The sequence below is a fragment of the Mariniflexile sp. genome, from assembly GCF_052728615.1.
On the sequence record NZ_JBFVFE010000001.1, the window covers coordinates 118,187 to 132,419 of the forward strand.

Consider the following 14,233-nt stretch of genomic DNA (forward strand, 5'->3'; position numbering starts at 1 on the left):
TAAATGGCCTTAGATAACAAACAAGAAACAGATGATTATACCCGTACAAGAGTACCTGAGAACAAAACGGTACACGGAATAAATATCGCATCTATTATCGTTGGTATTGGTGTAACGCTTCCTACATTTTATGTTGGAGGAGAAGTTGCACAAGCCATAGGCTTATCTAAATCGCTATGGGTATTTATTCTTGTAAATCTAGTTTTAGGCGTACTATGCGCCATAACTGCTATTATTGGAAATAGAACGCGGTTATCAACCTATATGCTATTACATTTTTCCTTTGGCAGAAAAGGAACGCTGTTTATTAACTTCCTAATAGGCGTCACACTTTTAGGATGGTATGCTGTAACTGTTGAAATATTTGGTGAAGCATTAACCGATGCTTTTAAACATTTATTGGACGTCAATGTGCCCATTGCTGTTAGTATTATAGTAGGTAGTATTTTAATGACCTTAACAGCAATTTTTGGTTTTAAAATAGTGGAACGTTTCTCTACTCTTGCAGTGCCACTAATGATAATATTCTTGGTTTATGTGTTGTATATTACTATTGGTTCGCAGAGTGTAGAAAGTCTTTTTGGCATTAAAGGAAATGATAGCATGACTATTATCGAAGCCATTTCTGCAATTGTAGGATTAACTATTTTAACACCTGTCTTAATGCCTGATTTTTCTAGATTCGCTCGTAAAGACAAAGATAGCTTAATTTCAGTTTTAGCATTAGTTATAGGTTTTCCCATTATACTATTAGCAGGTGCAATTCCTAGTTTAATCACAGGAGAAATAGACATTATGAAAATAATGATTAGTTTAAGTCTAACTATTCCGGCGTTTATTATCTTAGTTTTTGCTACATGGACTACAAACACATCTAATCTATATTCAACACAATTGACGCTTTCAACCATTTTTAGGAAACAAAAAATGGCGAAACTAGGTATTATAGCAAGTGCCATTGGTACATTAGTTGCGGTCATAGGAATTGCAACTCATTTTATAGAACTGCTAAGTGTTCTAAGTGTGTTAATACCTCCTATATCGGCAATTTTTATAGCAGATTTCTTCTTTATAAAGAAGCAAAAATATGACTTAAATGATTTTGATAAACTTCCTGCTTTTGGTATTGCTGCCATTGTTAGTTGGATATTAAGTTGTACAGTGGCGTACCTAGCTTATTTCAATTATATCAGCTTAACATCTATTTCCTTTTTTGATTCCTTTATCGTAGCGTTTATAGCGTACTTAGTTCTAAAAAAAATCATTAAATAAATTGTTCGATATGAATATTAGTGCCTTAGAACCCATTAACATTTGGAAACACTTTGAAGCCATAAATGCAATTCCAAGAGCATCCACCAAAGAGGAACAAATCATAAATTATATAATTTCTTTCGGTAAATCTTTAAACCTTGAAACAAGCGTTGATTCTATTGGAAATGTTATCATAAAAAAACCTGGAACTTCAGGAAAAGAAAATGGTGGTGCTATTGTTTTACAAGGGCATTTAGATATGGTACATCAAAAAACAGTGACTTCTAATTTTAATTTTGAAACTCAAGGTATTGCCATGTATATTGATGACGATTGGGTGAAAGCAAAAGAAACTACTTTGGGTGCTGATAATGGTATTGGTGTTGCAGCAATTATGGCTGTGCTTTCTTCAAATGATATCGAGCATCCACCAATAGAAGCTTTATTTACCATTGATGAAGAAATGGGGATGACAGGCGCCATGGCACTAACCAAAGAGCAATTAAAAGGCAAAATTCTTTTAAATTTAGATTCTGAAGAAGATGACGAAATTACTATTGGTTGTGCAGGTGGAGTAGATGTCGAAATTAATGGCACCTACCATCTAGAAACTTTAGATAGCGATTTTCAATTTTACGACATTAGTGTTACAGGTTTAGCAGGAGGCCATTCAGGTGTAGATATTCATTTGAATCATGCCAATGCTATTAGTGTTTTTTCTAAGTATATCCTAGAAATAAAAAAAGACATTGACCTTAAAATAAGTACGATTTCTGCAGGTACATTAACCAATGTTATTCCAAGAGATCTGACCTGTACCATTGCAATTAACAAAGCGGAAGTTACTAAATTTGAAATACAAAGCGAAGCTGTTCTATCTAGTATTAAGAACAAATATCAAACAACCGATAAAAATCTAGACATCACATTTAAGCCTATTGAAGGGGCATTTCCTGTTGTAGAAAATAATTTTTTAAGTCAACTTTTAAAAAGCATACATACCATGCCAAATGGTGTTTTTTCAATGACTGCAGGTATGGACGATTTAGTACAAACATCTAACAGTATTGCTAAAATAAAGGTGCAAGATGGTGGTTTCAGTATTGCTTGTCACACCCGAAGTTCTGTTGATGCTGAACGCGATGTGGTGGTTCAGAAAATAAGAGAAAGCTTTCCAATCGGAGAAACCAAAGAAATCGGACCTTATCCAGGTTGGGAGCCAAATCCTAATAGCAATTTATTACGCATGGCAACAAAGTGTTATCAAGATATTAATGGGGTTGCACCAGCTATAAAATCAATTCATGCAGGATTAGAATGTGGCATAATTTCAGAAATATATCCAAGTATGGAAATGATTTCATTTGGACCAAACATATTAGGAGCACATTCGCCAGAAGAACGTTTACAAATAAGTTCTACACAGAAATTTTGGAAGTTTTTGACGGCACTTTTAAAAGCACTATAGTCCAAATTATGGCTGAAGACAATCAATATACAACCACCAAAGTACAACCTAAAGATTTTACATCTGGTTGGTTGGTAGCATTGATTATTGCTGGTACAGGTTTAACCTTACCTATTTTATATTTAGGCTCTGAAGTGGCTTTGGCTGTCGGGTTTGAAAAAGCATTATGGGCTTTTGGTATTTCTACATTTGTACTTACACTAATGTGTATGGCAACCACAATAATTGGGAATAGATCGCGATTGTCAACATATATGATTATGCATTTTAGTTTTGGAAGACAAGGGGCAAAAATCATGAATGCTATTTTCGGAATCACATTATTGGGTTGGTTTTCTGTGGCTTTAGAACTATTAGCTACAGCAGTAAAAGACACTGCGTTTCAAACCTTGCAAATTAATTTAGTAGAATGGCCAATTATAATAATTGTTAGTGCATTAATTATAATCACAACAATTTTTGGTATCAAAAGCTTGGAACGGTTAGCCAATTATGCAGTACCAATATTAACTGTCTTTTTAGGCTATGTCGTCTACAAAGCTTTCGCAGGAACATCTTTTCAAGAGATTGTAAATTTTGTTCCAGAAAACCCAACTATGACACTTTTTGAAGCCATTTCTATTTTAGTTGGTTCTTCTATATTGTTTCCTGTGTTAATGGCAGACTTCTCCCGTTTTATTTATAATGATAAACAAAGCTTAGTTGCTGTTCTCGGAATAACCATTGGATTTCCAATTGCTTTGTTATTTAGTGCTATTCCTTCCATCCAATCTGGTGAAGTTGATATCATTAAAGTTATGGAAGGTTTGGATTTAGTAGTACCAGCTTTCATTCTTTTATTTGTATCTACTTGGGTCGGTAATGCCTCTAATTTATACTCAACTGTATTAACATTTTCAACAGTAAAAAAGGATTGGTCATTTAAAAAAATGTCACTAATTACAGGTTTTGTTGGTACAATTGCGGCCTTATTTGGTTTCTCTAATTATCTTTTTGATTTTTTAAGCTTTTTAGGCATTTTTGCACCTTCAATTTCTGCAATTTATATCATTAATTTTTTCTGGGTTAGAAAACAAGATTATAAATTAAATGAAATTTCGGAATGGGAAACTGCAGCATTAATCAGTTGGATTATAAGTTCAATTATTACTGTTTTTACATATCTCGAAGTGTTCCAACTAACGCACGCTTACTTTCTAGACTCTTTTCTATTGGGAGGCATTATATATTTATTTTTAAAACAAAAAGACATTCTACATGCAAAACATTAGAATAATTAAAAACAATCCATCGAATGACAACAGCTAATTTACATAACGGCAAATTATAGAAATATAATGTTTTAAAAAAATCTACGAAACAAACCACTTAATAGTTTAATGACCCAAGTTCCAATTATTCTAATGAAAAAAGATGCTTCTGGGATATTTTACATAATACTACATTATAGATATCAAATGGATAAACCACTCTTATTGGCTAAACAATACATTTGTACTATAATTTATTCTTATGTTGATTAAAGTTTATTAATTTTGATATAATTTGTATCTTTATATAACCAAAAAGCAAATAAATTTTGCCTTTAAATAGTTCTTTTTGATTTTAGTGTACCATTAGGTGAATCATACTAAATTAAAAGTGTTTAAAATACTGAAAAACAAATAGTTGCAGGTTGTTAAAAAATCCTGCCACCCCGACTTTATATAGTATCAATCTGTATCAAAAACCTGTTAATCATATGATTTACAGGTTTTTAATTTTATACATATATTAATTGAATTGATTTATTCTGTAAACAAAAGTCAACAATTCGGATAACAAAATAATTTCAACATTTTTGTTATCCGATTTGTTAAAATTTACCAATTTGTTGAAGAATATAATGTATCTTTATAAGTGATTTGGCTTTCGTCTGATAACAATTAGTGTTAATTTAAAGACGAAATCATGAAAACATCTTCCACATTCAGCATTTTGTTCTGGGCAGACTTCTCCAGGTCAAAAAACGAGCAAGCATCAATTTACGCAAGAATTACGGTAAATGGTAAGCGAGCCACTATCAGTTTAAAACAAAAAGTTTTAGTATCTGATTGGGATGTCCATAAAAATAGAGCTCGGGGAACAAACCAAAAATCAAGAATTCTAAACAGTTATTTGGATGAAACTTACAGTCATCTTTTTAAATGTTATCGTGAATTAATGGACGAACATAAGTTGATTACTGCACAAGCTGTTAAAGCCAGATATTTCGGTAATGACGAAAATAATCGCTCAATTTCGGATATTATTGATTACCATAATGAGGATATGGTAAGTAAATTAAAGTGGGGAACACAAAAGAACTACTTCACTACACAAAAGTATATTTCTAAATTTCTTTTGAAATCCTATAAGACCTCAGACCTTTATTTACGGGAACTCGATTATCACTTTATCATAAAATTTGAGAAATATCTTCGATGCTATGTGCCAGAGGACCATCAAAAACCAATGGGCAACAATACCGTAATGAAGCATATTGAGCGTTTTAGAACACTGATAAACCTATCATTTAAATTGGGTTGGATATAACGTGACCCTTTTATTAATTTCAAATCCAAATTTATTAAAAATGATAGAGGGTTTTTGAGTTTCGAAGAACTTCAAGAGATAGAAAACAAAGAATTTGGCATTCCAAGATTGGAATTGGTTAAGGATTTGTTTGTGTTCAGTTGCTATACCAGTTTAAGTTATATCGATGTCATTAATTTGACTGCGGATAATATTTGTATAGGAATCGATGGTGAACTTTGGGTTTATTATAGAGGTAAAAAAACCACAAAACCGATACGAATCCTTTTGTTACCTAAAGCTATGCAGATCATTGAAAAATATAAGAACAATCGCAAATCTATGGCACAAGGAAGTATATTTCCTAAAATATCAAATCAAAAACTGAATTCCTATTTAAAGGAAATTGCTGATGTCTGCGGTATTAAAAAGAACCTCACATTTCACATTGCCAGACATACGTTTGCCACAACTGTAACATTGAGTAACGGCATCCCCATAGAAACGGTTTCAAAATTATTGGGCCACTCCCGAATATCGACTACCCAAATATATGCAAAGGTCATTGAGCGTAAAGTGAGTGATGATATGCAAAAATTACGTACTCAGTTCAATGAAATTGAAAACAAGGCAGATTCAGAAAAAATTTCTAAAACTTATTAGGTTGTAATTTTTGGATGCAAAAAAACCAAGCTCGATAAGCTTGGTTTTTTGTTGAGGGATAATTTTTGAAGTAATTTTAAATTCTTGTTTCCAAAACCACTTTCCTGCTCCCATTCAATTCTTTCAGTTCCAACATCAATTTTTCATTATCAGAAAGGACAAATTTTGGAATCACATAGACTAAGCGTTGGCTTTCTCCATCGACAATGGAAATTGGCATGTTATATTTATAAATGACTTCTTGCTGCAATCTTTGATAGGAGGCTTTCCTTTTCTTGTTCCCATTGGTTCTATAGACATTCAGATAATCAATTTCAAAAGATAATCAATTTCAAAATCGATTCCGGATTTGTTTTTTAATTCGATGACCAAATAGACTTCTGAACCATCATAAGTCATTTTTTGTAATTTTAGTTTGATGCCTTTTTTGCGTTTGGTCTTGATATTTTCAAATTTTGACTTTAATTGATAGTCGCTGAATTTTTGAAAATATTTTATCCTATTGACGTATTCATTTATAGGAATAACAGAGGGTTTATCATTTATTTTAGCTGGAAGCTCACTACCAATTCGTTCATTTTTATTGATGAAGTAATTCAGTTCTGGAAGTTTTTCATAATACTTCAGAATATAGGAATACACGTTACCATCATTGGTAACAGTTAGTAGGTTGCTTTCGGTTTCAGGCTTCGCTTGAAGCAATCCGAAGTATTGCTCTTTTTTACGATTGTAAGTGAATACAAAATGAGAAGCTCCAGTAATTCCTTGACGTATGGGGTCTGGAAAAAACAAGGCTACGTTTTTCTGGTCATTGGCGTAAATGGTGTCGAGTTTTGGCTGTGCAACTGTTGACATTGAATAAGCCAAGAGCATTAATATGATATATGTTTTCATAAGAGTAAATTTTTTAATTGCCCGTTATGGGCTTTCATTGGAATTTGTTTTTGGGATTATTTTTAGGAATCCTTAAAATGAGTTTATAGTTATCGGTTATCGTAACCTTTACATTTTTATGGTTACGTTGAAATATTTTCTTGACACCGCTTACTTGTGGAACGCCTGTAATATTGATGTCGTCCACCATATCTCCAACGATTTCATTGGTGGCTTCAGCTCTAAAACTGTTTTCAACATAAATGCCCTCGCTACCATCTTGAAAATCAAAAGCGGTCAATTTAACAGCACGATGATCTATATTACTAATGGCAATTGTTGCCCGATTGGGTTTAAAATTGATAAAGCCATAGATGGCTGTGTTTTTAGAATAATGTTGTCCAAAAACGGTTGCATCTTTTGTCAACCGCATCTGCAAGAGGGTGGATTCTTTAATTTATGAAGATATCAGGACCACACCCCTTTTATTACTCAACAACTGAAAATTTAGAATATGTACTAAACGTTACAATCATGACTATCGCTGCGAACAGGTGCGCAAGGGATTGAAGCGGAAAGCCCACAGCGATCCCGATAGCTATCGGGAGAGCGAGGACTTGTAGCGGAAAGCCCGACCCGAAGGGATGCGCCCAATTTAAGAAAATAGATTTAAGACAAAAGAAAATAGACAAAAGACCGGACAATGTGAGAATTCCCCCTTTGGGGGTTAGGGGGCTTATGACACCTTGTCAGCATTTCCGCGTTGGCATAATCATTGACTTATAGATACCGAATATAAAAATGAATTTTCAACACAAAAAGAATATATTATGAGCAAAATAATTGGAATCGATTTAGGAACAACCAACTCTTGCGTTTCGGTAATGGAAGGTAACGAGCCAGTTGTAATCCCGAATGCGGAAGGTAAAAGAACAACGCCCTCGGTTATTGCTTTTGTTGAAGGTGGCGAAATTAAAGTTGGCGACCCAGCAAAAAGACAAGCGGTAACAAACCCAACAAAAACGGTTTATTCTATTAAGCGTTTTATGGGGAATAAATTTTCTGAATCTAAAAAAGAAGCTGATCGCGTACCTTATAAAGTGGTAAAAGGCGATAACGATACGCCACGTGTGGATATTGATGGTCGTTTATATACGCCACAGGAATTATCGGCTATGATTCTTCAAAAAATGAAGAAAACGGCTGAAGATTATTTAGGAACTACGGTTACCGAAGCGGTTATTACGGTGCCTGCATATTTTAATGACAGTCAGCGCCAAGCCACTAAAGAAGCTGGTGAGATTGCTGGTTTAAAAGTTCGAAGAATCATCAACGAGCCTACTGCGGCGGCATTGGCTTACGGTTTGGATAAAAAAGGCAAAGACCAAAAGATTGTGGTTTTTGACTTTGGTGGAGGAACACATGACGTGTCTATTTTAGAATTAGGCGACGGTGTTTTTGAAGTATTGTCCACCGATGGAGATACCCATTTGGGCGGTGATGATATTGATGAAAAAATCATTAACTGGTTGGCCGATGAGTTTAAAGCTGAAGAAGATATGGACCTGCGCAAAGACCCCATGTCGCTTCAACGTTTAAAAGAAGCTGCTGAAAAAGCGAAGATTGAATTATCATCTTCTGCGCAAACAGAAATCAATTTACCATATATTACGGCAACTGCTAGTGGACCAAAACATTTAGTGCGCACGTTGACACGTTCAAAATTTGAACAATTAATTGACGATTTAGTAAAACGTACCATTGCACCATGCCAGACCGCTTTAAAAGCAGCAGGTTTAACCATTAAAGATATAGACGAGGTTATATTGGTAGGTGGTTCTACCCGTATTCCTGCGGTACAGGCTGCGGTTGAGAAATTCTTTGGAAAAGCGCCAAGTAAAGGGGTGAACCCAGATGAAGTCGTATCGTTAGGTGCTGGTATTCAAGGTGGTGTATTAACAGGTGATGTTAAAGATGTCTTGTTATTGGACGTAACGCCATTATCATTAGGTATTGAAACGATGGGTAATGTGATGACGAAGTTGATTGAAGCCAATACAACAATTCCTACCAAGAAATCGCAAGTATTCTCAACGGCTGCCGATAATCAACCTTCTGTAGAAATACATGTATTGCAAGGAGAACGGGCGATGGCTGCCGATAACAAAACCATTGGACGTTTTCACTTAGATGGTATCCCACCTGCAAGACGTGGAACCCCTCAAATTGAAGTGACTTTTGATATTGATGCCAACGGAATTATCCATGTAACTGCAGGCGATAAAGCGACCGGTAAAACCCAGGATATCCGTATTGAAGCCTCTTCTGGTTTAACGGAAGAAGAAATCAAGAAAATGAGAGCGGATGCTGAGGCAAATGCTGAAGCTGATAAAGTAGCTAAAGAAAAAGCTGAAAAATTAAATGCTGCTGATGCGATGATCTTCCAAACCGAAAGTCAGTTAAAGGAATTTGGCGACAAATTATCGGAAGATAAAAAGAAACCGATTGAAGACGCTTTGGAAGCGCTTAAAAAAGCTTATGAAACCAAAGACATTGCGGTTATTGACCCAGCTTTAGAAAAAATAAACGAAGCTTGGAAAGTAGCTAGCGAAGAAATGTACAAAGCACAAGCGGAAGCGCCACAAGGTGGAGGAGAAGCTGGACCTGATGCGGCAAGCCAAAACGGACAAGCAGAATCCAGTGATGTGGAAGATGTTGACTTTGAAGAAGTGAAATAAATTTGTCATTCCAGCGAATCCCGATCTATCGGGAGGGAATCTCATTAAACAATAAAAACGCAATCCCCCTTTAATTAAAGGGGGATTGCGTTTTTTGTATAACCTGCAAGGTTTTCAAAACCTTGTATGTTTGGATCAAGATCAATTGGGATCAAGATCAATTGTTGTGTTTAAGCAAATATTGTAGTTAATCTAAAAAGGAAAAAATCTACGTTTCTTACCCCTCTGAACTGCGCCCTAAAAGCTTTAATTTTCGCATTAAATGACTCGGCCGATGCATTTGTGCTTCTGTTGTCAAAGAAGTTTAGTATATTCAGATAATGAATGGACATGGTTTTAGCAATGGTATTAAAGCTTTTAAAGCCTGCTTGTCTCACTTTTTCATCCCATTTGGCCAATCGTACCAGTGCTGAGGTTTTATCTTCAGTATTATTGTATATCCAAGATAGATTTTGAGATAGCCTGTATGCTTTTTCTATATCGGGATAGAGCTTAAATAGTATTTCCGCTCTTTTAGACTGGTTTTCAGTCCATTTGTTGCTTGGTCTGTAGAGTATATATCTGCTTCTGGCTAGCAATTGTTTTAGCGTATCTCCATTTGGCAGCAGCTCTGGTATGTGTTTTAGGGAATTCTTTCTGGCTAGTTCAATGGCCTCATTTTCTGCGTCTATAGCTTCCCATCTGTATTTGATCCTTATTTCCTGTACAGCGTCGTATGCTGATTTCTGAACGTGGAAACGGTCTATGGCCAAAGTGGCTTCTGGGAATGACTTTTTAACGATAAGCCCCATGTTGCCTGCCATATCCAGGGTCACCTCCTTTACTTTCTGTCTTTCCTTTAAAGGAGTCATACAGAGTATCTTTATAACCACTTCGGCTTTGGTTCCCTTTATCATGGCTACTATAGCTCCTTTTTTTCCTTTAGCATCTTTATTGGTCACAATGGTATAAAGTTCTCCGTTGCTAAAAGCGGTCTCATCAAGAGATAGATAGCGACCTAAGTTTTTGGCAAACAGAAGCCAGTCTTGCGCATGGGATTTTTGATCCCATGATTTAAAATCACTCAGGTAGTCTTTATATTGGCGTTGCAGTTTTTTGCCATTGACCCCATAGAAAAAACCAATAGTTTGGCAGTCGGAAGCCTTAGTATCGACCAATTTCTTTTAAAAAAGCAGCGAACTCGGCGGTCATCCGTGTTCCCTGTGCTACCAAGTTCCAATCTCTCTGAACAACTTCATTGGTTGATTTATCGAGCCACCTGCGCCGTTTAACATGGAGGTATACCGTGTTTCCTCGTAAAGGAAAATCCTGAACGGTAACTTCATTATGAAAACCATGAGCTATTAAATCTCGAGAGGCTTCTTCTTTGGGTATTGTTATTTGTTCTTCAAAATACAAATGCATGACCTCGCCATTCTTTGTAGTCTTCATAAGATCGAAGTGGTTGATTAAAAATTCAGGAAGAATTAGTTTAAGGATGTCTAGATAATTGTCCAAAATATATTTTTTAAGCAAAAATCGGAATCTTATTTTAATTCACACACAACTTTTGGGATTGATCCTAAAAAATGCCGTATCGAGTATAGAATATGGTAAGGAAAAAGAATTTGAAATGCAAATTTTATTCAATGATGATGTGGTGGATATCAATAGCATCAGCAACAAAGCGACCATACAAGTCAACGGGAAAACCCATGATTCAGTTGTGATACAAACAGGAAAAATAGATTCCAAGGAAATGACCGACGCTACGGTTTTACAGTTTAGCTATATTGGTCCGGGCGGTCAACTTACTACGGTTGGCGGATTAACGGGCGAGACATTTGAAATCAGCATTCCTTGGGAAATCCTTAAAAGTAAGGTATCAGACAAATCGCCCAAAGCAATGATAAGTATCAGTTCTGGAGATTCAAAAATACAAGTACCTTTCAATGCAAGTCCGAAATCGAATGAAAATTGGTTGCAGATGAGAATCACGAAGTAACATCTAAGTGCATGACAAAAATTTCAACATATTTGTAAAATCATTAATTATCTATAATTTTACAAACTCGTAGTTTTTCAGGCCTGTCAGGGTTTAAAAACCTGACAGGTCTCAATTCAGCTAAAAATCAAGCATTTAAAAGTATTCATTGCGACATCAATTATTTTTTATTTCATCTGTCATTCATCAGCATAGTGCAGGATGCTATTATTTATAAGTTCTCATATATTAGCATTTCGTTTATTTATCTAACTGGTTTAAACTTTTAAGCGGTCCCGATAGCTATCGGGAAGTAATTTTTTGACCAATTGAAGTCTTTTTTGAGTTATATAGCAGAGCTATGGAAGGAAAAAAAGGCGAAAAGTGGGTAAAAAAGAGCCTGCCCCAAATTTAGTTTGGGGGCAATTTTTTAGCGAATGGAAAAAGTTTAAACCAGTTCATCATCTAAAAATGAAAATTTTAATAATGGAGATGTATAAAACCAGAATCATACTCATTTTCTTTTTTGGCCTTTTAAGCTCATTTAGTGTTACTTCGCAAGAAAACACATTATCAAAAGTTGCTTTTAAAAGTCCACCAGCTCAGTTTAAACCCATGCCTTTTTGGCATATTAACGGGGAGTTGACAAATGAAGGCATTGTTCAACAAATAACAGATGCCCATAACGCAGGTTTTAGTGGGTTGGCGGTGTTACCGGTTAACAATACCTTGCCAGAATTTCTAAGTGATGCTTATTTTGAAAAATATAAATTGATTTTAGAGACTGCTAAAAAAGAGGACATGCAAATCATTCTTTATGATGACACGGGGTTTCCGAGTGGTACTGCAGGTGGTAAAATTGAACGTGATTACCCTCAGTTTGTTAGAAAAAGTTTAGAGAAATATGAGTTCGACCTCAACAAAGATCCCTATTTTAAAGCCTTTATACCCGAAGGGGAATTAATGGCTGCTGTAGCCATGAATATGAATACAAAAGAACGTATTGATCTTTCTGAATTCATTGTCAATAATCTTTTATCATGGCAAACAACTAGAGAAGAAGGATGGAAAGTCATGCTGTTTATGTGCCAAAAAGCAACCTTTTGGAAACACGATATGCCTTTGGATGCCATGAATCCTGAAGCTGTTAAACAGTTTATAAATTTAACTTACGATAAGTACGAAGAGCAGTTTGGAAGCTATTTTGGAAACACCATAAAGCTTACATTTTTTGATGATGTTGGGTTTTTTAGAAAAGAACGGACTTGGACAGAAGCTTTCAATACTAAATTTGTGAAGTTAAATGGATTTGAGCCAGCCCTTTATTATCCAGCCTTATGGTATGATATTGGAACTGAAACAGAATCGGCACGAGTGGCATTTTTTAATACGCGGGCAGAACTTCTTTCCGAAGGGTATCCCAAATTGGTGACGGAATGGACAAAAAAGCGCGGACTAAAAAACACGGGGCATCCACCGGGAAATTATGATATCCAACCGGTTGATATGCATGGGGATATTTTTAAATTTTTCAGACATACAGACTTACCACTTTCAGATGCTATTATTTGGTACAATAGAGGAAGGGAAGGGTTTAAATTAGTAAGTTCGGCAGCTGATGCTTCCGACAAACCTATTGTTTCCACCGAAGTTTATGGGGCATTTAAAGAGAGTACTTTCGATTCCATTGTGATGTACCGAACCATTATGGAACTTTTTGCTCGTGGTGTGAATTTTGTGGTACCTCATGGTATGTGGTACAATCCGGATAAAGTTGGAATTCCGCCATTGATATCGCCATTCAGTAAAAAATTACTCCCCGCATTACCAGATTACAGTGAATACGTTGGTCGGTCTTGTTATATGCTGCAAGGTGGAAGACGCGTTTCAGATATTGGCATCATCTATCCCATAACAAGTTTGCAAGCAGGCTATTATTTTGATGAACCAACGAATAATACGGGTGGTGATTGGGCGTATCCTGAAGCGGACTATCAAAAAGTGGGTGATATTTTAACAAACGACATCCGTAGGGATTTTTCATTTATCCATCCTGAACAGCTCGCTACTGATAAATACATGGTTCAAAAGGGAAATCTGCACTTAAACAATAAAACCAATTATCAAGATTATAAACTTATTATAATTCCAGGAGGTAAAGTGATATCCTTAAAAACCCTTCAAAAAATAAAACAATTTTATGATGCTGGCGGTAAGGTTATAGCAACCTCATTATTACCTTCTGTAGCTTCAGAAATGGGTAAAAATGAAGACATTGTAAAAATAATTAATGATATGTTTGGTGCAAATGCTGTAAATGGAAACGCTATTCAATCCAATAAAAATGGTGGCAAAGCGGTGTTCATTCCAAACCCGACTAAAGAAGCATTATCAAAAACTATCAATCAGTTAATTCCGAATGAAGATGTCAGTTTCGCAGAAAACCCAGAAATTACCAGTGAACAAGGCGTATTTTCATACATGCACAAAGTGAAAGATGGGAAAGCTATTTATTTCTTTGCCAATTCTAGCGATAGCACCATACATACCGAAGTATCATTAAGAGGAAAACTAAACTTGGAGGTTTGGAATCCACACAATGGCACTGCTTCAAATATGTTGAAATTAGGTTCCTTTAAGAAAAACGGAGAAAATTACACAAAATATAAATTGGAATTATTGCCTGTTTCATCAGTGTTTTGGGTCGAAAATAAATAGATT

The 14,233-nt window shown here is 35.4% G+C and carries 13 protein-coding genes; 8 read left to right on the plus strand and 5 right to left on the minus strand.

Annotated features, from left to right (window positions below):
- Window positions 1-3: 3 nt before the first annotated feature.
- The 5 genes from ACU1LP_RS00575 to ACU1LP_RS00595 all read left to right on the plus strand — a co-directional run bounded on the left by ACU1LP_RS00575 (window position 4) and on the right by ACU1LP_RS00595 (window position 5,938).
- The gene (locus ACU1LP_RS00575) at window positions 4-1,272 is read left to right on the plus strand and encodes a cytosine permease (RefSeq protein WP_445735250.1); all 1,269 of its coding nucleotides are present in this window, start codon (window positions 4-6) and stop codon (window positions 1,270-1,272) included.
- Window positions 1,273-1,282: 10 nt separating this feature from the next.
- The gene (locus ACU1LP_RS00580; RefSeq protein ID WP_445735251.1) at window positions 1,283-2,722 is read left to right on the plus strand and encodes an aminoacyl-histidine dipeptidase; all 1,440 of its coding nucleotides are present in this window, start codon (window positions 1,283-1,285) and stop codon (window positions 2,720-2,722) included.
- A gap of 8 nt (window positions 2,723-2,730) precedes the next feature.
- Window positions 2,731-3,993: a purine-cytosine permease family protein gene (locus ACU1LP_RS00585; protein WP_445735252.1), complete on the plus strand. Its 1,263-nt coding sequence runs from the start codon at window positions 2,731-2,733 to the stop codon at window positions 3,991-3,993.
- 679 nt (window positions 3,994-4,672) lie between these two features.
- Window positions 4,673-5,296, plus strand: a complete 624-nt coding sequence (locus ACU1LP_RS00590) for a phage integrase SAM-like domain and Arm DNA-binding domain-containing protein (protein WP_445730976.1) — start codon at window positions 4,673-4,675, stop codon at window positions 5,294-5,296.
- A 54-nt stretch (window positions 5,297-5,350) separates the two neighbouring features.
- A complete protein-coding gene (locus ACU1LP_RS00595) occupies window positions 5,351-5,938 on the plus strand; it encodes a site-specific integrase (RefSeq protein ID WP_445730977.1) in 588 nt (195 codons plus the stop codon).
- A 76-nt stretch (window positions 5,939-6,014) separates the two neighbouring features.
- Here ACU1LP_RS00595 and ACU1LP_RS00600 read toward each other — a convergent pair whose 3' ends face one another.
- The 3 genes from ACU1LP_RS00600 to traM are packed head-to-tail and all read right to left on the minus strand — an operon-like array spanning window position 6,015 to window position 7,244.
- Window positions 6,015-6,188 carry a hypothetical protein gene (locus ACU1LP_RS00600; protein WP_445730978.1) on the minus strand — a complete coding sequence of 58 codons (174 nt, stop codon included), beginning with the start codon at window positions 6,186-6,188 and terminating at the stop codon, window positions 6,015-6,017.
- A 50-nt stretch (window positions 6,189-6,238) separates the two neighbouring features.
- Window positions 6,239-6,832 (minus strand): DUF4138 domain-containing protein, encoded by a 594-nt coding sequence (locus ACU1LP_RS00605; protein WP_445730979.1) that lies wholly within the window; start codon window positions 6,830-6,832, stop codon window positions 6,239-6,241.
- A gap of 34 nt (window positions 6,833-6,866) precedes the next feature.
- Complete coding sequence (gene traM / locus ACU1LP_RS00610; RefSeq protein WP_445735253.1) at window positions 6,867-7,244, minus strand: conjugative transposon protein TraM; 378 nt, start codon at window positions 7,242-7,244, stop codon at window positions 6,867-6,869.
- 397 nt (window positions 7,245-7,641) lie between these two features.
- Between traM and dnaK the strand changes: the two genes are divergently transcribed.
- Window positions 7,642-9,549, plus strand: coding sequence for a molecular chaperone DnaK (gene dnaK, locus ACU1LP_RS00615; protein ID WP_445730981.1), 1,908 nt, complete (start codon window positions 7,642-7,644; stop codon window positions 9,547-9,549).
- A gap of 170 nt (window positions 9,550-9,719) precedes the next feature.
- On the opposite strand, the gene ACU1LP_RS00620 is transcribed toward dnaK, so the two are convergent.
- Together ACU1LP_RS00620 and ACU1LP_RS00625 are read right to left on the minus strand one after the other, a co-directional pair.
- Complete coding sequence (locus ACU1LP_RS00620; protein ID WP_445735254.1) at window positions 9,720-10,706, minus strand: ISAon1 family transposase; 987 nt, start codon at window positions 10,704-10,706, stop codon at window positions 9,720-9,722.
- Window positions 10,693-10,980: an ISAon1 family transposase N-terminal region protein gene (locus ACU1LP_RS00625; RefSeq protein WP_445730983.1), complete on the minus strand. Its 288-nt coding sequence runs from the start codon at window positions 10,978-10,980 to the stop codon at window positions 10,693-10,695. The genes ACU1LP_RS00620 and ACU1LP_RS00625 overlap by 14 nt, the downstream gene beginning before the upstream one ends.
- A 118-nt stretch (window positions 10,981-11,098) precedes the next feature.
- On the opposite strand from ACU1LP_RS00625, the gene ACU1LP_RS00630 reads away from it, so the two are divergent.
- Entirely contained in the window at window positions 11,099-11,533 is a 435-nt protein-coding gene (locus ACU1LP_RS00630; RefSeq protein ID WP_445735255.1) for a hypothetical protein, read from the plus strand.
- Window positions 11,534-11,983: 450 nt separating this feature from the next.
- Window positions 11,984-14,230 (plus strand): glycosyl hydrolase, encoded by a 2,247-nt coding sequence (locus tag ACU1LP_RS00635; protein WP_445735256.1) that lies wholly within the window; start codon window positions 11,984-11,986, stop codon window positions 14,228-14,230.
- The last annotated feature ends 3 nt before the right edge of the window (window positions 14,231-14,233 follow it).